We start from the raw sequence: 22,301 nt of genomic DNA, 5'->3' as shown, positions 1-22,301 counted from the left end.
TTTGTCTGACCATAATCTTTTTCGCGGGCCGCTCGCCTCTGATACCTCGAGCGCCAAAGAGGCCACGCCCCGTCAAGATGCGGCTGCCTCGGTGGCGTGGTCCCAAGGAATCGCGCAGAAGCTGCGGCAGCGCCGCAAGGTAAAGCGGCTCTCGCTGAAAGCGCTGGCAGAGAAGGCGGGCCTGTCCATAGGTCTTCTGAGCCAGATCGAGCGAGGCGTTTCCACGCCTTCATTGCGTTCGCTCAGCCAGGTCTGCCAGGCGTTGGAAATGCCCATGGCTTGGTTGTTCGATAGGGATCACTCCTTACCCATTCCTGAACCCTCCGTGGTGCGGCTGGCGCAGCGGCGGCGCATGGATCTTGGCTCGGGCGGGATGATCAAAGAGATTCTGTCGCCGGACTCCATATCGGACATTCAGCTCATGCGCTTTGTCATTCATTCGGGGGGCAAGTCGGGCGACAGTCCGGCTCAGCACCCCACCGGCGCCAAGTGCGGCACCGTGCTCGCAGGTTGTCTGGGGCTCGAGATAAATGGCCAGGAGCACATCATTAACCAGCACGATTCCTTCGCGTTCAAAGCCAATGCGCAGTATCGCTTCTGGGCGGTAGGCGATGCTGATTGCGAAGTGATTTGGGCGGTTACGCCTGCGCTGTATTGATTGATGTGGCATGTTTTGAGAAGGGTGGCCCGATCGGCCTTGGGGAGTGGGTATGCAATCTCGGCAGGTGATCAGTCGGACGGGGGTTCAGGGCGGGCGGGGCGCCATCGCGGCAGCGCGTGAATTGAGCGCGGCGGCGGCCGAGGCCATGCTTGAGCAAGGCGGCAACGCCGTGGATGCCGCCGTGGCTGCGGCGTTCGTGGCCGGTGTGATCGAACCGATGGAAACGACGCTTGCCGGCTCGGGTTTCATGCTGGTCGGCCTGCCGGACGGCCAGACGCACAGTGTCGAGTTCGGCCCCAGAGCGCCACTGGCCGCGCGACCCGACATGTTCAAGATCGACAGTAACCGGGATATCGACCGTGGCTTGGGTATTTCGATGGTGGTCGGGGATGAAAATGTCCAGGGCGCCAAGGCCGCCGGTGTACCGGGAACCCTGGCCGGCCTGGCTGTCGGCCATGCCCGGTTTGGGTGCTTACCCCTGTCGACGGTGCTGGCGCCTGCCATCAGAGCGGCCCATGATGGGTTTCCGGCAGATGCCTACTTTGCGCTTGAAGCGCTGGAACACATACATATTTTACGGGCCGACGCTGGGGCGCGGGCGCTGTTCCTGCGCGACGACCTGCCGCCCGCCAGCGCGCACCTGGGCAGCGCAACCCTTGGCCAGCCGGATCTGATACGTCAGCCCGCGTTGGGGCGCAGCCTGGAACAGATTGCCGCCCAGGGAGTCCAAGCTTTTTATCAGGGAGAGCTCGGCGATGCTTTCCTGCAAACTCATCGCGAGCTGGGCGGGCTGTTGACGCGCAATGATCTGCAGGCCGTCCAGCCATGCGTGGCCACGCCGCGCCGTTTGTGTTTCAGGGGCTATGAGGTCTGGGCCCCTTGGGCGCCGTCGGGGGCCATTACAGAGCTGCAGATGCTTAATATCTGGCAGGCTTTGTATCCCGACTCCCCTCCTCTGGAAGACAGCGCAGAGCGTCTGGATCACCTGGCCCAGGCAAGTTGGCATGCCTTTGCCGACCGCTACCACTGGCTGGCTGACGCCGAAGCCGTGCCGGTTCCGGAAGCAGGGCTGTTGTCCGATAGCTACGCGCGCGAGATCGCGGCGCTTATCCGTGCCGGACATCCGCCTCCGCGTAGCGTTGGGGCCGAGACGCCCTGGAATTACTTTGCCCGCCACGCGGCTCATGATCCCTGGGCGCATGAGCCGGGCGCGGCGCCTTCCCCTGCATGGTCACCCGATGGCGGCACCGCCCCGCCTGCGGGGACCACGCATGTGTCGGTGGTGGATGGGCAGGGCATGGCGGTATCGATCACGCACACGGCGGCCAATCACTGTGGCGCAAAAGTGGTCTGTGAACGGACGGGTCTGTTATTTGACGCAGCCATGGGCTGGTTCAATGCACGTGAAGGGGCGGCCAACAGCATTGCGCCTGGAAAACGCCCCTTGGCCAATATGGGGCCTCTGCTGCTGACGCGCGGCGGCCGGACGCTGGCGGCGATTGGCGCACCCGGAGGCCGCCGCATTATCAATGCCGTGGTGCAAGTGGTCTTAAATCTTGTGGAGCGCGACATGGCGCCGGACCTTGCCTTGCAGGCGCCGCGGATAGATGCCAGCGGCACGGCCTTGCTTGCCTCTGAACGGCTGGCCGGGGTTGTGGCCGGCCTGCAAGAGGCATACGGGCCTGTGGCGCTTGTCGGCGAACAGCACCAGGGTTATGGCTATGAGCTGGCCAGGCCCGTGATGGCTTTGCACGATGGTCAGGCTGGGCATGCCGCAGTCGATCCTTTTAGCCGTGGTTATGCAAGAGGTATCAAGTGAATCAGAACTACTCGGAACGGCCCTTCCCTCCATCATTGTGGCATGCGACGGCGACGCCGGCGCCGTTGACGCCGCCCATTCAGGAAAGTGCTCACACCAGCGTCGTGATTATCGGAGCAGGGTACACGGGCTTGTCAATGGCGCTGCATTTGGCCGAAAAGGGCGTTGACGTGATTGTGCTGGATGCCGAACAGCCTGGCTGGGGGGCGTCGGGCCGCAATGGCGGGCAAGTCATTCCTGGCCTCAAGTACGACCCGGACGAGCTGGTGTCCCGCTTCGGCGCGAAGTGGGGCGAAGCGCTGATACGCTTATCCGGGGCCGCCGCCGATACGGTTTTTGATCTGATCGATAAATATCAGATATCGTGCGATGCGGTGCGCAAGGGCTGGATACAGACTGCCCACTCGCAGAACATGATGCGGGTGATGGAGCGGCGCGCCAGTCAGTGGGCGCGTCGTGGCGCGCCAGTCCAGTTACTCGATCAATCAGCCGTCGCGCAGCGCATTGGCACAGGCGGTTTCATGGGCGGCTGGATTGATTCTCGCGCTGGCAGCGTGCAGCCGCTTAGCTATGCGCGCGGACTGGCCCGCGCGGCTCAGGGGTTGGGCGTTCAGATTTATGGCCAAAGCCGCGCCACGCGGATCAGCAAGGTTTCCGAAGGCTGGCAGGTGGCCGCTGGACATGGCGCGACGGTGACGGCATCGCAGGTGCTGATTGCCACCAATGGCTATACCGACGGATTGTGGCCGAGCCTGCGCCAGACCGTGCTGGCGGCGAACAGTTTTTTAGTGGCGACGCCGCCGCTGTCCGACGAGCAGGGCGCTGCAATTCTTCCCGGCCGCGAGGTCAGCTCCGACTCGCGCAGATTGCTGGTGTACTTTCGCCGGGACGCGCAGGGGCGTTTAGTGCTGGGTGGAAGAGGCCCGTTTTCCAATCCGCAGGGAACGTCGGAGTGGGCGCATATCGAGCGCGCCCTGGAACTGCTGTTTCCGCAGTTGAAAGGCATTGCTTATGAATATCGGTGGGCAGGCCGGGTAGCGGTAACGGCCGACTTCATGCCGCATGTCCATCAGCCGGCCCCCGGCCTGCATATTGCCCTTGGCTACAACGGCCGCGGTATCGCCATGGCGACGACAATGGGAAAAGTGATGGCCGAGCATATCGCAGGCGATCCGACGGTTCCTTTGCCGTATCCCGTCACAGCCATCAAACCTATTCCTTTCCATCATCTTCAGCGTTTTTACATGGCCGCGGGGGTGGCGTGGTACCGTCTGCTCGATGCCCTATCCTAACAGGCGGCGGGGCAAGGGTGCGCCGACACGGTCAAGCCGCGTCGGCGCGATGACTATTCGATCTTTATGCCCGCGCGATCGATGACGCCGGTCCATTTCTTGACTTCCGCATTGACCAGGGCCTTGAACTCGGCGGGAGAGCTGGCGACCACTTCCACGCCTTGTTTGCCGAATCGTTCGATCACGTCTTTTTCATGCAGCATCTTTACCATGCCGGCGTTCACCTTTTCGATCACATCGGCGGGCGTGCCGGCCGGCGCCTGCATACCAAACCAGACAGACACTTCATAGCCGGGTACGCCGGCTTCCACCACGGTAGGAACGTCGGGCAACAGCGCGGCGCGTTTAATGCCCGTGGATGCCAGTGCGTTAAGCTTGCCCGCCGTGATGTTGGGATAGACATTGGGCAGATTGTCGAACAAGACGTCGATGTCGCCGGCAAGCAGCGCGGTGACCGCCGGTGCGCTGCCCTTGTACGGAATGTGGGTCATCTTGGTCCCGGTCAGTTCCAGGAACAGCTCCATGGAAAGATGATTCGATGAGCCGGAGCCTGTTGAGCCATAGTTGATCTCGCCCGGATGGGCCTTGGCGTAGTCGATGAGTGCTTTGACGCTCTTGAACTTGGAGTCGGCCCGTACGGTAAGAATATTCTGCGTGCTGCCTGCCCAGATGACGGGTTCAAAGTCCTTGAGCGCGTCATAAGGCATTTTGTCTCGATAAAGCCCGGGCAAAGCGGAGAAGGGCAGCGGCGTGATCAGCAAGGTATAGCCATCGGGCTTGGATTGGGCGACTGCCGTGTTGCCGATCAGGGTGTTGCCGCCCGGCTTGTTCTCGACCACGACAGATTGATCCCACGCTTTGGTCAGATACTCGCTTGCCGTTCTGGCAAGGGTGTCATTGAATCCGCCTGGCGTATAGGGAACGACGATGCGAACGGGCTTGTCGGGATAGGATTCCGCTGTATTGGCCGCAGGCGCACTGAGCGACGCCAATGACAGGCTTAATCCGCCAAGCAGCAAGGTCATTTTTCTGATGTTCATGGTTGTCTCCTTGGCCCTGGGGGCCGTGTGTTATTGATTTAGCATTTCACGATATATCCCGGCCTATTGACCGCCGGGTGTCTTGCCTTCGGGAAGCCGATAGGACAGGGGAATGGCGGTGATGCGGGTGATGCTCACTGGGTCTCCTGGTTGTTGTAGCATTCGCGATTGACGACATTGTCCGGCCGCTCGCCGCGCAGGAGCGCCAGTTGGGCTTCTACGGCCATCAGGCCCATGGCAAGCTCTGCATCCTGCGTGGTGCCGGCCAGGTGGGGGGTGAGCGCAACCCGCGGATGGTTGCGAAGCCGGCTGTCCATGGGCAAGGGCTGGGTAGCGAATACATCCAGCGCCGCGCCGCCGATCTGCCCGCTTTCCAGCGCATCGATCAGGTCTGTTTCATTGATCACCGGGCCTCGGGACACATTGATGAGGACCAGGCCGGGCTTGGCGCGCGACAGAATGCCGCGGTTGATCAGGCCGCGTGTCTGCTCGGTCAGGGGGCAGGCCAGCACAACGAAGTCGCTGGATTCAAACAAGGCCTCCAGCTCCATGGCGATAATGCCTTCCGGCAGGCGAGCAGGATTGCGCGTGCAGGCCGCGACGCGCATGCCAAAGCCCCCCGCGGCGATTTGCGCAATGCGGTGGCCGATAGCGCCGAACCCCACGATGCCTATCGTCCGCCCGCGCAGTTCGAAGGTCATGGCGGGCGCGGTTTTACGCACATGCCAGTTGCCCTGGCGCAACTGGTCGTCAAAGAACCTGAAGCGGCGCGCGCTTTCCAGCATGGCAGTGACGGCGTATTCGGCGACCGCATTGGCATTGACCGCCGGGGTGTTGGCAACGGGCAGGCCTTGCCGTGTCGCGCTGTCCACCGGGATGAAGTCCAGGCCAACGCCGTGGCGCACCACGCCGCGCAATGTGTTGGGGCCTTCGAGCAGGTCGGCGGGCAACTGCCGCCTCACGATGAGCCCGTGCGCGTCCTGGATTTCAAGGCGCAGGACCCGGGCCGCTTCGGCCGCATCCAGGCCGGGATCCAGGGTGGTCACCGTTGCGGCATGGGCCAGCATGTCATGCGCCTTGGGGTGTATGGGATCGGTCAGCACGACTTTGGGCTGTGTGTCGGGTTGCTTCATGGTGGGGTCAACGGCCTTGATGTGTGAAGGGTTCAGGACGGCTATTTCACATAGCCCAGGATCTGCCTGGTAAAGGCATCGGTGCTTGCGTTGCCGCCCAGGTCGGGGGTGACCTGCCGATCCGGTGCCGACAGCGCCTGTTCGATGGCGCGCATGACGGTTGCCGCGGCTGCGTTCTCGCCCAGGTGATCAAGCATCATGGCGGCTGACCAGATTTGCCCGATGGGGTTGGCGATGCCTTGCCCCGCGATGTCGGGCGCCGAGCCATGAACGGGTTCGAACATCGAGGGATGCTTGCGTTCCGGATTGATGTTTGCGCTGGGAGCGACCGCAATGGTTCCCGTCACGCCGGGGCCAAGGTCCGACAAGATGTCGCCGAACAGGTTGGAGCCGACCACCACATCGAAGCGCTCTGGCGACATGACGAAGCGTGCCGCCAGGATGTCGATGTGGTACTGGTCGGTGACGATGGCGGGGTAGTGGGCGGCCATGGCGGCAAAACGCTCATCCCAGAAAGGCATTGAATGATAAATGCCGTTGGATTTGGTGGCCGAGGTAACGTGATCGAGCCCCAGGCCCTTGGCCAGTTCAAAAGCGTAGCGCAGAATCCGGTCGGTGCCCCGGCGCGTAAAAATCGCTTCCTGGGTAACGAATTCGTGTTCCGTGCCCGCGAACATGCGGCCGCCGACCTGGGAGTACTCGCCTTCCGTGTTCTCGCGGACAATCCAGAAGCTGATCTTTCGTTCATGCGCATTGGCCAGGGGGCAAGGCACGCCGGGAAGCAGTCTTACAGGACGCAGGTTGACGTATTGGTCGAACTCGCGGCGTATGGGAATAAGCAGGTTCCACAGGGAAATGTGGTCTGGAACGCCGGGAAACCCGACTGCGCCCAGAAAGACAGCATCACTGTCGCGCAGCCGGTCAATGCCATCGTCCGGCATCATTTTTCCGGTGGCTTTATAGGTTTCGCAGCTCCAGTCATAGTGCTTGTACTTTAAGGTGAAGCCGTGCAGTTGGCTGACGGCGTTCAGTACGCTTAGCCCCGCCGGAACGACTTCTTTGCCGATGCCGTCGCCCGGAATGACTGAAATGGTATAGGTGTTGTTGGACATGCCGATCTTGTGGTTATTTGCTGAGGGCGGCCGCGGAAGCGGGCGTGGCGGCAAGGTGGCCGATCAATGCCGGCACGGGGGATTGTTCAAGCCCGGCCTGCGCGGCTTCCGCATACAGGCCCTTGATTGCCAGGGCGAGCGCGCCGTGGGCGCCCTGTTCCTGGGCCATGGTGCAGTAATAGCCCATGTCCTTCAGTGCATTGGCCATGGAAAAGCGGAAGCCCGAGGGATCTTCCGATTCGATGTAGGGGCGCAGACGGTTCAATACAACGCCGCCTCCGCCCCCCGCGGCCAGGATGTCGCAGAATGTTTGCGGATCGGTGCCGGTCTGGCGGGCGCAGGCCGCCGCTTCGGCCAGCACGGCCGAGAAGCCCAGCGACACATAATTGTGCAGCAGCTTCATCTGATGGCCGGCGCCCACGCCGCCGGCGTAAGCGATGTTCTCGGCATAGCTCTGGAGGACGGGCAGGCACTCCTCGAACACCTGGCGGTCGCCGCCGACGATCAAGTTCAGGCGGCCCTCGGCGGCTTCTTTCGGGGTACGCGTCATGGGTGCGTCCAGGAAGCGTCCGCCCGCATCGTGGACGGCCTGGGCGATTTTGAGGGTGGACGACGGTATAGCGGTCGAGCAGTCAATGACCGTGCTGCCCGGCTTCAGGCCTTCCAGCACGCCGCCCTTCTGGAAGAGGATCTCTTCCACCTGGGGCGAGCCTGTTACGCAGAGGATGAGTATATCGGTTGCCCCGGCCAGATCGGCCGCCCGCTGGCTGGTCTTCGCGCCAGCGGCGAGCAGCGTGTCCAAAGGCTGATTCCCCGGGTGGTCGAGTAGCGTCAGGGGAAAGCCGTTACGCAGTAGGCTGGCGGCGATGCCGGACCCCATCAGACCGGTGCCGATCAGGCCGATATGCGGCTTTTGTTCTGTCATGAATGTTGCTCCTGGAATAAGGTGTGTGCTGTTTATGGGGCGCCAAGCCCGCCCGCGCAGATATATTTGATCTCGACGTAATCATCGACGCCATATTTGGACCCTTCGCGGCCGATGCCGGATTCCTTGACGCCGCCGAAGGGCGCCAGCTCAGTCGAAATAATGCCTTCGTTCAGCCCTACGATGCCGGTTTCAAGGGCTTCTGCGACGCGCCAGGCGCGGCTGTAGTCCGACGTGTAGAAGTAGGCGGCGAGCCCGAATGGGGTGTCGTTGGCAAGGCCGATCACTTCTTGCTCGGTACTGAATCGTATCAGCGGGGCCACGGGGCCGAATGTTTCTTCATGCATGAGCTTTGCCTGGCGCGAGACATTCACAAGAATGGAGGGCTCATAGAACAGGCCGCCCGATTCATGCGCGCGGCCGCCGATCAGGGCGCTTGCCCCGCCAGAGAGGGCGTCTTCTATATGCTCCTGCACCTTGTCAATCGCCGCCTGATCGATGAGCGGGCCAAGGTCGACGTCTTCTTCCAGGCCATTGCCCACTTGCAAGGCCAAAACCGCCTGTTTAAGGCGCTCGGCAAAGGCGTCGTAGACGCCTTCCTGGACGAATATGCGGTTTGCGCACACACATGTCTGGCCGGCGTTTCGGAATTTGGAGGCCATGGCGCCCGCCACGGCCAGGTCGAGATCGGCGTCGTCGAAGACAATGAACGGCGCATTGCCGCCCAGTTCCATCGATACTTTCTTCATGGTTGCGGCGCATTGCTGCATCAGATACTTGCCCACGCTGGTTGAGCCGGTGAACGAGAGCTTGCGCACGAGCGCGTTGCTGGTCAGTTCTTCGCCCACGGTGCCTGACTTCCCGGTGACCACGTTGAGCACGCCGGGCGGAATGCCCGCTTCTTGAGCCAGTTCGGCCAGCGCCAGGGCGGAGTAAGGCGTGGCGGTGGCAGGCTTGATGACAATGGTGCAGCCGGCCGCCAGCGCGGCGCCCGCCTTGCGCGTGATCATCGCATTCGGAAAATTCCACGGCGTGATGGCGGCGACCACGCCCACCGGTTGTTTGATGACGATGATGCGGCGGTCGGAGGTGGCTGCCGGAATGACGTCGCCATATACTCGCTTCGCCTCTTCTGCGAACCATTCCAGGAATGATGCGCCATAGGCGATTTCGCCACGGGATTCTTTAAGCGGCTTCCCCTGTTCAAGGGTAAGCAGCCTGGCCAGGTCTTCTTGATGCGCCATGCACAAGTCGTACCAGCGGCGTATCAGCTGCGCGCGCTGTTTGGCGGCCATCGCGCGCCAGGCGGGCAGCGCGCGGTTCGCCGACTCGATGGCCCGGCGCACATCCTGCTGGGTAAGGGAGGGCACAGTACCCAATGCGGACTGGTCCGCGGGATTGGTGACTTCTATGGTTTGTCCATTGGACGCGTCGGTCCATGCGCCGTCTATATAGCATTGCTGGCGGAATAAGGAAGGTCTTGTCAAATTCATTGGGCAGTCTCTCGAGTGTGTGCGGGATGGGGAGGATGAAGCAGATTGTTCGGTGTGCCGCCTTGGAAAAGGGCATCCAGCCCATTGATCAGCAGCCAGCCCATGGCGTCGCGGGTTTCCTTGGTGGCGCTGCCGATGTGCGGCGAAAGAAATACATTGTCGAGCTTGCGGTAGCGTGGGTCGACATGGGGTTCATTGGCGAATACGTCCAGGCCGGCGGCAAACAGGCGGCCCGCCGACAGCGCGCCGATCAAGGCCTCGTCGTCCACCAGCTCGCCGCGGGATATATTCACCAGCACGGCTTGCGGCGGCATAAGCGCGATGCGCTCGGCATTGATGACGCCTTTCAATTGCGGCGATCCGGGCACGGCGATGACGAGTACGTCGGCAAGGCGCAGCGCATCGTCCAGGTTGGCATGGTAAATGGCGTTGGCTGCCTGCGCTGGCGGCAGGGGGCGCCGGTTGTGGTAATGGATTTCCATGCCGAACGCTTGCGCGCGGGTGGCGATTTCCCGCCCGATGCGGCCCATGCCGAATATGACGGCACGCTTTCCTTTCAGGCCGGTCCCCAGCAATTGGGTCGGGCTCCATCCCGTCCAGTCGCCGCTGCGCACCAGGCGGTCCGCTTCGTAGCCGCGGCGGCATGCATTGAGCATCAGCATCATGGCTATCTCGGCGCACGCATCGCTTAACACGTCGGGCGTGTGCAGCACGCCGATGCCCAGTGCTTGAGCCTCGGCTAGGTCGATGTGGTCGTATCCCACCGAGAGCGTAGCCACGTAGCGCAAAGTGGGCGACAGCCGGCGCAGAACTTCTTTATTGATCTGCTCGGTGGCGCTGGCAAACAGCACCTGCGCGCCCTGCGCGGTATGGACGATTTCCTGAGGCGACAGAATGCTGTCCTGCTCATTCACGTGCAGCGCATAGCGTGTCCGCATGGCGGCTTCCACGCTGTCGGTGAACCGGCGGCACAGGTATGCCCTGGGTTTCGTCGGACTTGTCATCTCCTGCATATTCTCCATGTCATCGGTTTTTGGTACTATTAATTTATATGACGAATTTGTCAAGAATTTTTTAAGCTGATAGTATTCATCTTATTCCCAGCGGCACGTCCCTTGGGCAAGCGGCCAAAGGCCGGCTTCAGCTTCCAACCGGTAAGTAAGGATGAAAGGCGACCGTTGAGTGATGCAAGAAAACAAGCAAAGCAATGAAAGAACGCTCTCCGATCGGCTCACCGACATGCTGGCTCGCGAGATCCGCAGCGGCGCCTATCCCGTGAATGCGCGGCTGCCCACCGAAAAGTTCATGACAGAAGAATACGGTGTCAGCCGCACCGTCGTGCGGGAAGTGATTTCACGCCTCAAGTCCGCAGGCCTTGTGGAAACCCGCCAGGGCAGCGGCACCGTGGTACTGGACCCGGCCTCCAGCGATGCGTTCCGGCTTGGCCGGCCTGACGAAGACCCGGCCCGCGGTGTTTTGCGCATCATTGAATTGCGCCGGGGCCTGGAAGGGGAAATGGCGGCTTTGGCCGCAGAGCGGCGCAGCGCGCAGGACATGCTGCGCATTAATCGGGCGCTTGCTGAAATAGACCATGCCGTCCAGATGGATGGCGATGGCGTCGAAGAAGACCTGGCTTTTCATATTGCTATTGCACGGGCCACCGGCAATCCGCATTACCCGGAACTGCTCGGTATGTTGACGCGCGCCCTGAAGGATGCCATACGGGTAACGCGCGGGAACGAAGCGCGCCAGGCCCGGCTTGCCGAAGACGTACGCAACGAACACGAGGCAATCCGGGCCGCGATCGAACGCCAGGACATCGATGCCGCAAGGGCTGCGGCGTTCCATCACATGCTGAGTACGTCCAAGCGTATCCAGAATGTCGATCCCGAATACTGGCAAGGCGCCAGCAGCGCGGCTGCGGGCAGATTGGCGCGCACCCGGTTGGCGTCCGAGCTAAGGAAAGGGAAGTAGACATCGTGCGATCGGGGGCAATGCGGCCGACCGGGCCGCTAGGCGTCGGGCCGCATTGCCATCGGTTCGCGATCAAGCCAGTATTGCCAGCTTCTTCCTGGAAATAAGATCGAAGTCTATGTTCGCGCCCAGACCCGGCCCTGTGGGCGCGAGCACCATGCCTTCGCCGTTGACGGCGATGTCTTCTGCAAGCCCGTACTTCTGGGCTTCGTCGGGCAAAAGAACTTCGAAGAATTCCGTGTTGCGAATCGCCATGGTGACATGCAGATTGGCTACGTTATTCAGCGAATTGCCGCCGTGATGAATCTCGAAGTTCATCCCGAATGCTTCTGCAAGGTGAGCGGCCTTCAGTATTGTCGTGATCCCGCCTTTCACCGCCACGTCGCCACGCAGGTAATCCGTTGCTTTTTCAGTCAGCCACGCCACATAGGTATCCAGGCCGGCGATGGGGTATTCCGTTGCCATAATGGGGATGTGAAGCTGCTGCTTGAGCTTCTGGTAGTTGTAGATATCCCACTCCGCCAAGGGGTCTTCGTACCAGTAGTAATTCATTTCCTGTATGGCCCTGCCCACCCGCAGCGCCTGCGGATAGTCGTAGCCCCAGGTCGAGTCCAGCATCAGCTTGTAATCGTCGCCCACCGCTTTGCGAACGGTTTCGCACAACCGGATGTCTTCCTGCCAATTCTGCGGAGGATGGATCTTGTAGGCGGCCCAGTTCCTTGCTTGGAATGACAGCGCCTGCTCTGCGTAAGAGGCATGATCCGGCAGTACGGCCGAGCTGGCGTAGGCGGGGATGCGGTCGCGGAACGAACCGATCAGGCGGTGGATGGGCAGTCCGGCAACCTTCCCGGCAATATCCCATAGGGCGATATCCACCGCGCCTATGGAGCGGATGCTTGCGTTTCTTGAACGTTGCCAGAGCGATTTGTTCAAGGCTTCCCGATCGAGCGGGTTCCGCCCAAGCAGCGCGGGCTTTAGAAAGTGAATGAGGCCGGGGCCGTCCATGTCGGCCGGATTGCGTGCCGAACCCAGGAAGGCATGCCCCGCCACGCCTTCATCGGTCAAGATCTCCAGCAAACCCAGTTTGCTTTCGCCGCCAAAGCTGCCGGTGTGCTTGCCATAGCTTGTGGCGGTGATGCCGTCCCAGGAAAAAAGGGTCAGGCTGACGTCGGTGATTTTCATGAAGCATGCCTCCGGATCAATTGGCCTTGATGCCATTTTCGACCACAACCTTACCCCATTTCTCGGCTTCATTCTGAATGAATGCTTGCGCCTCTTCGGGCGAGCTGGGCTTTACGACAGCGGCCTGTTTTGCGACGCTGTCGACAAATTCGGGGTCCTGCTGGATCTTTGCGATCTCTTTGTTCAGCAGTGCGATCACCTCCGGCGGGGTGCCCGCGGGAGCCAGAAGCGCGCTCCAGGTTTCCGCAACCATGTCGGGATAGCCGAGTTCCGTGAGCGTGGGGGTGTCAGGCAGCAGGGCCGAACGCACCGGAGAGCCCAGCGCGATGGGTTTCACCTTGCCGGCGCGGATATGCTCCAGATATTCAGTCAGGTTGCCGGAGGACATATCCAGGGTACCGCCGAGCAGGTCGATGACGACAGGCGCGCCCCCTTTGTACGGCACGAAAGTCAAGTGGGTATCGGCGCGGCGTTGCAGCGTGGCCATGAGCAAGTGCGGCAGGCCTCCGGGCGGTCCATAGCCAAAGCTGAGGGTCTCCGACGGAGACTTGGCGCGGGCAAGCAACTGCTCAAGGTTATCAAAGGGGGCGTCCGAGCGGGTGGCAATGACAACGGTGTTCGCAATCACCAGCGAGATGGGCTTGAAGTCGTGCAGCGCATCGTATCGTATCGAGTCGTATAGCTTCAGGCTGGTCGCAATCGGGCCGGATGCGGTGTAAAGCAGGGTATACCCATCGGGGGCTGCCTTGGAGACATATTCCGCGCCAATAATCCCGCTGGCGCCGGCGCGATTCTCCACCACGAAAGGCTGTCCCAGGGACGCTTGGAGCCGGGCGGCGAGGACGCGCGCCATGTTGTCCGTGGCGGCCCCGGCGGGAAAGGGTACGACGACCCTGACCGGCCGTTCAGGATAGGCCTGCGCCGCAGCCGTGGCGGTCAGAACCGCCATCGAGCAGGCGGCGGCAAAACGGCGAGTGAGCGTAACTAACATGAGTCTCCTTTTTTTATGGATGGCAGTTCAAGTACCAAGGCTTGCGCCGAATAAATTTCGCCAAATGATACTATAAATTCATATGACAAAATCATGTAATGACTGCGCAGTGTAAAGAGGCGTGCAGGAGAAGTCCACTTTTTTTGAACAGCGCATTGGCCTCGCCCCGCTTCCCGGCCAGGGGGCCAGGCTATGACTGGGCCAGCGCCGTTTTCAGGCGCCGGACCGGTGCCAGCGCTTCTTCAGCCGTTGCGAAGTTGGCGAACCCCATCAGCAAGCCGCCCTGCGGTGACTTGCGCAGCCGCCAGTCGCTCAGTGCATGAAGGGCGAGCCCTTTGGCGGTTGCGGCCGCGACCAGGGCTTTGTCGCTCTGGCGGGCGTTCAGGTGAGCCAATACATGGATGCCGCCTGCCTGCGGCTGGACATGCAGGCGTTCCCCCATTGTCTGTATCAGCGCATCGACCAGATAGCCGCGCCGCGCCGCATACAAGGTTCGCATCTTGCGCAGATGCCGGGCAAAGTGGCCCTGTTCCATGAAATCCGCCACCATGGCCTGGGGCAGGATAGAGCCGGGCCCCGGAAGGTGATTCGCCATCTCTTCAAACTTCTCGACCTGAGGCGCCGGCACAACGAGGTAGGCCAACCGCAAACCGGGGAAGAGCACTTTGCTGAAGGTGCCGGTATAGAGCACTCGTCCATCGCGGTCCAGGCTTTTCAGGGCCGGCAAGGGCCGGCCGTGATAGCGGAACTCGCTGTCGTAGTCGTCCTCGACAATCCACGATCGGCGGCGGCTGGCCCAATCGAGCAATTCCAGCCGCCGTGGCAAAGACAGGGCCATGCCCATCGGGCTTTGATGGGTGGGCGTCACCACAACGAAACGCGCATGCGCGGCGCGTTGCTGGCCAAGACGCACGTTCAAGCCTTCCTCGTCCACGGGCACCGCTTCCAGGCGCAGCCCCGCGCGTTCCAGGAACTGCCGGGCAAGAATGTAGCCGGGGTCCTCGTACCAGCCCTGGTCTCCGGTTTGCAGCAGCGTGCGCCGCACGAGTTCCAGGGCTCCCCGATAGCCGGCCGTAACGAATACCTGGCGGTGCGAGCAGGCGATGCCGCGCGATATGCCCAGATAGGTGGCAATGGCGCGTCGCAGTGGTTCGTACCCCGCCGGATCGGGATAGGTCATGGCCGCTGTTCCTAGCGTGCGCAGCTTGCGCCCGGCCAGGCGCGCCCAGGTCTTGCGGGGAAAGGCATCGAGCGCCGGCAAGCCAAGCTGGAAGGGCTGGGCTTCGATGCCCATGGCCGGTGGGTGAGGCGATGCATGGGCGGGGGGCGCAGGCGCCTTCGCATCCCCGGGCTCGGGCAGCGTCCCCAGCCGGGGGGATACGACGGTTCCCGCCGCGCCGCGCGCCATGAAATAGCCCTCGCTGACCAGAATCTGATAGGCCATTTCGACCGTGCCGCGCGCCAGGCCCAATTCGCTGGCAAGGCTGCGCACGGATGGCACGCGATCTCCCGGGCGGAGCTTGCCGCTTGTAATCGCTTCGCGGTAGCGCCGATACAGCTGCAGGTAGATCGGCACGCCCTGCTTTCGGCTCAGTTTCAGGTGCTTCACGTCCATCGGCTATGTCCCATTAATTCAGTCAATTCTTGCATCTATTTGCTGGGTCATTATTTTCCTACATTACAGACTTGCATAACAAGGAAATCCATGAGCACTTTTCAATTGCGCCCTGTCGACAGCGATCAGGACTATCAGGCCTGCTTCGAGGTCATGCGCGCACTGCGGCCCCACCTGGACAATGCCGCCGCATTCGCCGCGCAAGCGCGTCGCCAGGCCGGGCAGGGATACCGCCTGCTGGCCGCCTGGCAAGACGCGCAGGTCAAGGGCCTGGCCGGCTTTCGCATTCAGGAAAATCTGCTGTATGGGCGTTTCCTGTACGTCGATGACCTGGTGGCCGCCCCCGATGCGCGCCGCCTTGGCGTGGGCGGCAAGCTGCTGGATGCATTGCGCGATGAAGCGCGGCGGCAAGACTGCGCCCACTTCGTCCTGGATACCGCCCTGGGCAATGCGCTGGGGCAGCGTTTCTACTTTCGCCAAGGCCTGCTGGCCAGGGGAATGCATTTCTGTCAGCCGCTGTAGACCATGCGAACCATGAGTATGGCGGCGTTTTCATCCTTCCTTCATTACAGGAAAACCTTTCATGACTAACCTTCGTTTGCCCTACTGGACCCTGTCTCCCGACGCTTACCAGGGGCTGAGCGCCACCAAGAAAGCACTGGAAAAGAGCACGCTTGGCAAGGAGTTGATCGATCTGGTCTGGCTGCGCATGTCGCAGATCAATGGCTGCTCTTTCTGCCTGGAAATGCATGCCAAATCATTGCGCGCCGGCGGCGTGCCGGATGCCAAGCTGGACAGCCTGGCCGGGTGGCGAGTAAGCGAGCGTTTCACCGAGCGTGAACGTGCCGTGCTGGCTTGGACGGAAGCGCTGACGCATGTGGACCGGACCCATGCGCCCGATGAGGATTTCGAGCCGCTCAAGGCGCATTTCAGCGATGTCGACATCGCGGACCTGTGTTTTGCCATCGCATTGATGAGCGCATTCAATCGCCTGGCGATCGGAATGCGTCAATAAGGAATCGCCTCAGGAGCATGAAGTATGTCGAAACGCATTATTGTCATTGGAGCCGGCTTTGCCGGCATGTGGAGCGCGCTGTCAGCCGCCCGCTTGCTTGATCAGGCAGGGCGCACCGACGTCGAGGTTACGGTGATCGCGCAGGAGCCCGAGCTGCACGTCCGTCCCCGTCTATACGAGCAGAACCCGGGCGGCATGAAGGCGCCGCTGCAAGAAATCTTCGCGGCTGCCGGCGTCAAATTCATCCAGGGCGAGGTGGAGCATATCGATGTGGTGGAACAGAAGGTGAGCACATCGCAGCACAGCATCAGCTATGACCGCTTGGTGCTGGCCGCGGGAAGCCGGCTGCATTGTCCGCCGATCCCGGGCCTGCACGAACATGCTTTCAATGTCGACCAGGTCGCTGATGCCGCGAAACTTGAAGCTCATATACATGGCCTGTCGCAGCGCCCGGAAAGCGCCCGGCGCAATACCGTGGTGGTTGCGGGCGCCGGTTTTACCGGCATCGAGACCGCAGCCGAAATGCCGGCCCGCTTGCGCGCAGTCCTGGGGGAAGATGCGGCCGTGAGTGTGATCATGGTCGAGCGCAATGCCGAGCTGGGCCCGGACCTGGGCGCCGGTCCGCGGCCGGTCATCACGCAAGCGCTGACCGACCTGGGGGTAACGTGGAGGCTGGGCGTCGGGGTTGCCGCCGTCGATGCGCAGGGTGTAACGCTGGAGAACGGGCAGCGTATCGAGGCCGATACCGTTATCTGGACAGCGGGTGCGCGCGCCAGCGGGCTCACGGCGCACATTCCGGCGGAGCGCGACAGCTTCAATCGGCTCCATGTTGACCGCAACCTCAAGGTCAAGGGCGTCGAGGCGGTGTTTGCCGCGGGCGATTGCGCTTATGCCGCTACCGATGACGAAGGGAACTACGCGATGATGTCTTGCCAGCACGCCATGAATCTTGGCCGCTCGGCAGGGCACAATGTCGCGGCGGACTTGCTGGGAGAGACGCCGATTCCGTACAGCCAGCCGAAGTACGTCACCTGCCTGGACCTGGGCCCATGGGGCGCCGTCTATACGGAAGGCTGGAACCGCCAGGTGATGCTGGCAGGCGCGGAGGCCAAGGCGTTGAAGACAAAAATCAATACGGAGTGGATCTATCCGCCTGGCGGAGATCGCGCAGAGATCTTTACCCTGGCCGATCCGCGCCGCATCGTCGTGGCCTGACAAAGCGATCGGCATGCGTCGTGTTTGCGCGGCGCGATTGCCAGCCTATCAAGCTATCTGAGGACCTAGTATGAAAATTCTACATATCGACTGCAGCCCGAGGGCGCAGTCCCATAGCCGCCGGCTCTCGGCCGGCATTGTCGAACGGTTGCTTGCGGGCAGCCCCGGCGCCAGCGTTACGCGCCGTGACCTGGGCCGGGAGCCCATACCGCATGCCGATCCCGGCTACGCGACGGCCCTGTCGTCCGCCGATGCCCTGGCCGCCGGACTGTCGAACGGCGCTTTGCAGCTGTCGGAACAACTGATACAGGAAGTGGAGGCCGCCGATGTCCTGGTCATTGGCACGCCGATGAACAATTTCACAGTGCCTTCTGTCCTTAAAGCATGGATAGACCAGATCCTGCGGATCGGCCGTACATTTGCCGCCTCCCCGACAGGAAAAATCGGGTTGCTGCAGGATAGGCCCGTGTTCATCGGCATTGCCTCGGGGGGCGTTTTCACAGGCGATCGCGCCAACCAGCCGGACTTCCTGACCCCTTATCTGACGGCGGCGCTGGGGTGCGTGGGATTGAATGCGCTGCGCTTCTTGCCATTACAGGCCACCGCATTTCTTGACCCGGAACGGCTCGCCGCCGCAAGAGCGTCGTTGATCGCGACGGTCGACGCGCTGACCCCCTCTTAACGGGCGTGTTGGACAAATTCGAACACAGCGGCCGAAAACTTCAACTGGTCACGCTTTTGCTTCCGCCTTAGACTGCCAGGCATTATTTGATGAAGGCGGGCGTATGTTGAGTGCGGCATTGACGGGCGTAAAAGTAGTTGATTTATCACGTATATTGGCCGGCCCGTGGTGTACGCAGAATCTTGCCGATCTGGGCGCCGACGTCATCAAGATTGAAAGAGCCGGCAGCGGGGACGATACGCGCGGCTGGGGGCCGCCTTATCTTGAACCCGTAGACGGCGAAACCTTGTCGGCCTACTTTACTTGCTGCAATCGCGGCAAGAAGTCGGTTGCACTGGACTTCACCCAGGAAGCCGACCGGCAGTCATTGCTGGCGCTCATTCGCGATGCCGATGTGCTGGTGGAAAACTTTCGTGTCGGGACACTGAAAAAATACGGGCTTGACTACGATCGCGTCAAGGCAGTCAATCCGCAGCTTATCTACGCGTCCATTACGGGCTATGGGCAAACCGGGCCAAAGGCGCATCGCCCCGGCTATGACTACATTTTCCAGGGCCTTGGCGGCTTGATGAGCTACACGGGGCGGGCCGATGGCGAGCCGGGCGCCGGGCCCTTGCGCACGGGCGTCGCCGTCGTGGATATCGCCACCGGCATGTACGCGACTTCCGCGGTCCTGGCGGCCTTGTTCCAGCGCACGCAAACAGGCAAGGGCGCATGGCTGGACCTGGCGCTGCTGGACGTGGCCGTTGCATTGAACGCCAACCAGGCCGCCAATTTCCTGGTGTCGGGCTCGAGCCCGCAGCGTAGCGGCAACGCGCATCCCAACCTGGCTCCCTACGAGGTCTTCCGGGCCAGCGACGGCTTTTTCATTCTGGCCATCGGCAACGACACGCAGTTTGCGCGCTTCTGCGATTTTTGCGGCCGGCCCGAGCTGGCGCAGGATGCCCGGTTCAAGACGAACAGCGGCCGGATCGACAACTTGGCCTCGTTGCGGACCTTGTTGGGTGAAATACTGGCGGCGCAGCCGCGCCAATACTGGACCGAGGCGCTCGACAAGCTGGGCATATCCTGGGGTTCGGTCAACTCGCTTGAAGAGGTGTTCCAGGACGAGCAAGTCCTGCACCGCCGCATGCTTCAAAAAACCACCCATCCCAAGCTGGGTGAAATCCGTCTGGTCAAAAATCCCATGTTGGCCGGAAACCAAGAAGATGGCACGTCCCCTGCCGCTCCGCCCATGCTGGGCGAGCATACAGAGTCGGTGCTTGGGTGCTTGAAAACAAACATTGAGAGATAAACAATGCGTCAACACATCAAAGCCGGCATTGCGGCCGGCCTGTTTTCTTTGTCCACCGCAGCCGCTGCCGCCTATCCGGACCGCACGGTCGAATTCATTGTTCCCTACGCGCCGGGCGGGACCACCGACCTGATTGCCCGTATCGTGGCCACCAAGCTCAGCGATGTCCTGGGCCAGTCTGTGGTGGTCGTCAATAAACCCGGCGCCGGTGGCGCGGTGGGCAGCGCCTATGCCGCACGCCAGAAGCCCGACGGCTACACCTTGGTCATGGCGGTAGAGAGCTCGCATGCCGTCAACCCCAGCGTGCAGAAAAAGTCCCAGTATGACCCTGTCAACGACTTCACGCCCATCAGCAATCTTGCCAATGTGCTGGGCGTTCTGGACGTCAATGCCAAGTCGGACATCAAGACCTTCCAGCAATTGCTCGATGTGCTGAAAGCGGAGCCGGGCAAGCTGTCCTTCGGTTCGTCCGGGCTGGGGGGCTATAGCCATCTGTTCGGCGAACGCTTCCTGAGCGTGACGAAAACCGATATGCTCCATGTGCCCTACAACGGCCTGGGCCCTGCGTTGACCGGGCTTCTGGGCGGCCAGATCGATGTCGTGTTCGACAACCTTCCGTCTTCCGCCGGCCAAATCGCCGCCGGCGCGTTTCGCCCGCTTGCCGTGGCGGCGCCGACCCGGGTAAAGAGCCTGCCGGATGTGCCCACCTATGCCGAAGTCGGATACCCGCAATTGAACACGCCGTCGTGGTTTGGCATGGCGGGGCCGGCCAAGCTGCCCGCCGATGTGCTCGACACCCTGAACAAGGCGGTGGGCGAAGTCCTGGCCGACCCCGAGGTCATCGCGCTGATTGAAAAGCAGGGCGCCGTCCCCGACCACACTACCCCCGAGGCGTTCAAGCAGGTCATTGAGGCGTCCAACGAAAGGTGGCAAGACGTTGTGCAGGCCATTGGCTTTGAAAAACTCTGAGGTGAACCATGAATACAAACGCCTGGTCTGAATACGCCGGCCTGTCGGTGGATGATAGCGGCATCGGGATACTGCGCATCCAGAATGCGGGGAAACTGAATATCCTGGGTACGCCGGTCATTCGCGCGCTGACCGATGCGCTGGATCATATTGCGGGCCGCGACGATATCCGCGTGCTGGTCGTGCGGGGCGATGGCGATCGCGCATTCATCGCCGGCGCCGACATCAAGGAAATGGCGCACTTCGACATGCAGCGCGCCGAAGCCTTCATCGATGGCCTGCGCAAGCTTTCCGATGCGGTGCGCCTGCTGCCCAAGCCGGTGATCGCCCGCATTCCCGGATGGTGCCTGGGCGGCGGCATGGAGTTCGCGCTGGCGTGCGATTTCCGCATTGGCGCGGATGCGGCCAAAATGGGTATGCCCGAAGTCAAGGTGGGCATTCCATCCATCATCCAGGCGGCCTTGCTGCCCCGGTTGATCGGCACCGCGCGTTCCAACTGGATGCTGCTGACGGGCGAGGTCGTGGATGCCGATAAGGCCTTGAGCTGGGGGCTGCTCGATAGTGTGGCGCCGCTGGACGGCCTGGACGAAGAGGTAACGCGCGTTGCCCGGATGATGACCGATCTGGGGCCGGCGGCCCTGGCCCAGCAGAAAAGACTGTTGCGCGAGTGGGAGAACGAGCCGCTCGAAACATCCATCTTGAACGGCGTGCGCGAGTTTGCGCAGGCGTTCAATACCGGCGAACCGCAGAAGTACATGGGTGAATTCATCAAGGCCAAACAGACGTCCGGTTAGCAACACGGCCGTCACCGTTTGACGTCCCCGATTCCTGGGTATGGGGATCGGGGGTTTTTCGTTTGCGCGGCGAAAAGGGCCTATTATGCTTGTCCAAGCTCAAGCTGTTTGCGTAACGATCAACGGGGCATCATATTGCGCTACGAACTCAAAGACCTGAAACTCTTTCTTGCCATCGTCCAGGCTCAGAACCTGTCGGCCGGGGCGGCCAAAATGCACATGACCGCGTCGTCGGCCAGCTATCGGCTCAAAAACCTTGAATATACGGTCGGCGGCGAGCTATTCCTGCGGACGTCGAAGGGGATGACGCCGACAGCGGCAGGGGAAGTCCTGGCCCGGCATGCCAAGAGACTGTTGGCGGGCGTCGAGGCCATGCACACAGAGCTTAGCGACTATTCCAGCAATTTGCGCGGCTCCATCAGGGTGCTTGCCAACAGCAGCTCGCTCAATGGTTTTCTGCTTCCCAGCCTGGCCAGGTTCCTGACCGGCAATACGGGCATCAATGTGGATCTGAAGGAAAAGGAAAGCCTGAAGATCAGCAGCGAGATCGAGGAAGGGGTGGCTGACATCGGCATTGGCGCGGATCTGGAGCCCTTGCCCAGCCTGGAGCGCCGGCTTTATGCGCAGGACCGGCTGGTCTGCGTGGTGCCGGCCGACCACCCTTTGGCGCGCGCTCCATGCACGTCGTTCGAGGAAACCCTGGACCATGACCTGGTGTCCATGCAGCGCGCAAGCAGCAACTTCCTGTTCTTGTCCAATCAGGCGCGCCTGGCGGGAAAGGCCATGAAAGTGCGCGTGCATGTGCACAATTTCAATGCGACGCTTTATATGGTCCAGGCGGGCGTGGGCATCGCCATTGTTCCCGCCAGCATCGCCGGTACGGTGGCGGGGCAGGGCTTACTGGCTGCGCTTCCCATGACGGATGCCTGGGCCGAGCGAACGCTGCATTTGGTGCTGCGGGCCGAAACCGGGGACCAGTCCATGCTTGTCCGGCAGTTCGCCGATATTCTGTTGGACGACCCTCAGGTCGTGGAAGCGCGCCAGTCGCATTCGGGATAAGGCCGAACGGGCCGCCGGATGGCGTCCAGCCCGTTC

General features: G+C 61.7%; 21 protein-coding genes. 12 read left to right on the top strand and 9 right to left on the bottom strand.

Translation table 11 applies throughout. The features are described 5' to 3' along the window. Position 1 precedes the first annotated feature (1 nt). The 3 genes from RE432_RS02035 to RE432_RS02025 are packed head-to-tail and all read left to right on the top strand — an operon-like array spanning position 2 to position 3,772. Positions 2–658, top strand: coding sequence for a helix-turn-helix domain-containing protein (locus RE432_RS02035; RefSeq protein ID WP_310931552.1), 657 nt, complete (start codon positions 2–4; stop codon positions 656–658). 52 nt (positions 659–710) lie between these two features. Then, positions 711–2,480: a gamma-glutamyltransferase gene (locus RE432_RS02030; protein WP_310931551.1), complete on the top strand. Its 1,770-nt coding sequence runs from the start codon at positions 711–713 to the stop codon at positions 2,478–2,480. Further along, a complete protein-coding gene (locus tag RE432_RS02025; RefSeq protein ID WP_310931550.1) occupies positions 2,477–3,772 on the top strand; it encodes an FAD-binding oxidoreductase in 1,296 nt (431 codons plus the stop codon). The genes RE432_RS02030 and RE432_RS02025 overlap by 4 nt, the downstream gene beginning before the upstream one ends. Before the next feature lie 53 nt (positions 3,773–3,825). Here RE432_RS02025 and RE432_RS02020 read toward each other — a convergent pair whose 3' ends face one another. The 6 genes from RE432_RS02020 to RE432_RS01995 form a co-directional block, all read right to left on the bottom strand. Then, positions 3,826–4,812 (bottom strand): tripartite tricarboxylate transporter substrate binding protein, encoded by a 987-nt coding sequence (locus RE432_RS02020; protein WP_310931549.1) that lies wholly within the window; start codon positions 4,810–4,812, stop codon positions 3,826–3,828. Positions 4,813–4,946: 134 nt separating this feature from the next. Continuing rightward, on the bottom strand, positions 4,947–5,945 hold the full coding sequence (locus RE432_RS02015) for a hydroxyacid dehydrogenase (protein ID WP_310931548.1): 999 nt from the start codon (positions 5,943–5,945) through the stop codon (positions 4,947–4,949). Positions 5,946–5,986: 41 nt separating this feature from the next. Next, the gene (locus tag RE432_RS02010) at positions 5,987–7,057 is read right to left on the bottom strand and encodes a tartrate dehydrogenase (protein WP_310931547.1); all 1,071 of its coding nucleotides are present in this window, start codon (positions 7,055–7,057) and stop codon (positions 5,987–5,989) included. 13 nt (positions 7,058–7,070) lie between these two features. Beyond that, positions 7,071–7,982: an NAD(P)-dependent oxidoreductase gene (locus tag RE432_RS02005; protein ID WP_310931546.1), complete on the bottom strand. Its 912-nt coding sequence runs from the start codon at positions 7,980–7,982 to the stop codon at positions 7,071–7,073. A gap of 32 nt (positions 7,983–8,014) precedes the next feature. Continuing rightward, on the bottom strand, positions 8,015–9,475 hold the full coding sequence (locus RE432_RS02000; protein ID WP_310931545.1) for an NAD-dependent succinate-semialdehyde dehydrogenase: 1,461 nt from the start codon (positions 9,473–9,475) through the stop codon (positions 8,015–8,017). Next, positions 9,472–10,479 carry a D-glycerate dehydrogenase gene (locus tag RE432_RS01995; protein WP_310931544.1) on the bottom strand — a complete coding sequence of 336 codons (1,008 nt, stop codon included), beginning with the start codon at positions 10,477–10,479 and terminating at the stop codon, positions 9,472–9,474. The genes RE432_RS02000 and RE432_RS01995 overlap by 4 nt, the downstream gene beginning before the upstream one ends. 181 nt (positions 10,480–10,660) lie before the next feature. Between RE432_RS01995 and RE432_RS01990 the strand changes: the two genes are divergently transcribed. Continuing rightward, complete coding sequence (locus RE432_RS01990; protein WP_310932995.1) at positions 10,661–11,449, top strand: FadR/GntR family transcriptional regulator; 789 nt, start codon at positions 10,661–10,663, stop codon at positions 11,447–11,449. 72 nt (positions 11,450–11,521) lie between these two features. On the opposite strand, the gene RE432_RS01985 is transcribed toward RE432_RS01990, so the two are convergent. The 3 genes from RE432_RS01985 to RE432_RS01975 all read right to left on the bottom strand — a co-directional run bounded on the left by RE432_RS01985 (position 11,522) and on the right by RE432_RS01975 (position 15,237). Continuing rightward, the gene (locus RE432_RS01985) at positions 11,522–12,631 is read right to left on the bottom strand and encodes an enolase C-terminal domain-like protein (protein WP_310931543.1); all 1,110 of its coding nucleotides are present in this window, start codon (positions 12,629–12,631) and stop codon (positions 11,522–11,524) included. 16 nt (positions 12,632–12,647) lie between these two features. Further along, complete coding sequence (locus RE432_RS01980; protein WP_310931542.1) at positions 12,648–13,622, bottom strand: tripartite tricarboxylate transporter substrate binding protein; 975 nt, start codon at positions 13,620–13,622, stop codon at positions 12,648–12,650. A gap of 190 nt (positions 13,623–13,812) precedes the next feature. After that, complete coding sequence (locus RE432_RS01975) at positions 13,813–15,237, bottom strand: PLP-dependent aminotransferase family protein (protein WP_310931541.1); 1,425 nt, start codon at positions 15,235–15,237, stop codon at positions 13,813–13,815. Positions 15,238–15,327: 90 nt separating this feature from the next. Here RE432_RS01975 and RE432_RS01970 point away from each other — a divergent pair, with 90 nt between their 5' ends. The 8 genes from RE432_RS01970 to RE432_RS01935 all read left to right on the top strand — a co-directional run bounded on the left by RE432_RS01970 (position 15,328) and on the right by RE432_RS01935 (position 22,265). Next, a complete protein-coding gene (locus RE432_RS01970; RefSeq protein ID WP_310931540.1) occupies positions 15,328–15,759 on the top strand; it encodes a GNAT family N-acetyltransferase in 432 nt (143 codons plus the stop codon). 61 nt (positions 15,760–15,820) lie between these two features. Then, positions 15,821–16,252: a carboxymuconolactone decarboxylase family protein gene (locus RE432_RS01965; protein ID WP_310931539.1), complete on the top strand. Its 432-nt coding sequence runs from the start codon at positions 15,821–15,823 to the stop codon at positions 16,250–16,252. Between the two features lie 24 nt (positions 16,253–16,276). After that, positions 16,277–17,467 (top strand): NAD(P)/FAD-dependent oxidoreductase, encoded by a 1,191-nt coding sequence (locus RE432_RS01960; RefSeq protein WP_310931538.1) that lies wholly within the window; start codon positions 16,277–16,279, stop codon positions 17,465–17,467. A gap of 70 nt (positions 17,468–17,537) precedes the next feature. Further along, on the top strand, positions 17,538–18,149 hold the full coding sequence (locus RE432_RS01955) for an NAD(P)H-dependent oxidoreductase (RefSeq protein WP_310931537.1): 612 nt from the start codon (positions 17,538–17,540) through the stop codon (positions 18,147–18,149). A 103-nt stretch (positions 18,150–18,252) separates the two neighbouring features. Further along, positions 18,253–19,443 carry a CaiB/BaiF CoA-transferase family protein gene (locus RE432_RS01950; protein ID WP_310931536.1) on the top strand — a complete coding sequence of 397 codons (1,191 nt, stop codon included), beginning with the start codon at positions 18,253–18,255 and terminating at the stop codon, positions 19,441–19,443. Between the two features lie 3 nt (positions 19,444–19,446). Next, positions 19,447–20,412 (top strand): tripartite tricarboxylate transporter substrate binding protein, encoded by a 966-nt coding sequence (locus RE432_RS01945; protein ID WP_310931535.1) that lies wholly within the window; start codon positions 19,447–19,449, stop codon positions 20,410–20,412. Between the two features lie 8 nt (positions 20,413–20,420). Next, positions 20,421–21,206, top strand: a complete 786-nt coding sequence (locus tag RE432_RS01940) for an enoyl-CoA hydratase (protein ID WP_310931534.1) — start codon at positions 20,421–20,423, stop codon at positions 21,204–21,206. Between the two features lie 108 nt (positions 21,207–21,314). Then, positions 21,315–22,265, top strand: a complete 951-nt coding sequence (locus RE432_RS01935; RefSeq protein ID WP_310931533.1) for a LysR family transcriptional regulator — start codon at positions 21,315–21,317, stop codon at positions 22,263–22,265. The last annotated feature ends 36 nt before the right edge of the window (positions 22,266–22,301 follow it).

Source organism: Pusillimonas sp. SM2304 (genome assembly GCF_031628915.1).
Taxonomy (GTDB): Bacteria; Pseudomonadota; Gammaproteobacteria; order Burkholderiales; family Burkholderiaceae_B; genus Pusillimonas_C.
This window is presented reverse-complemented; position numbering and strand designations above follow the sequence as displayed.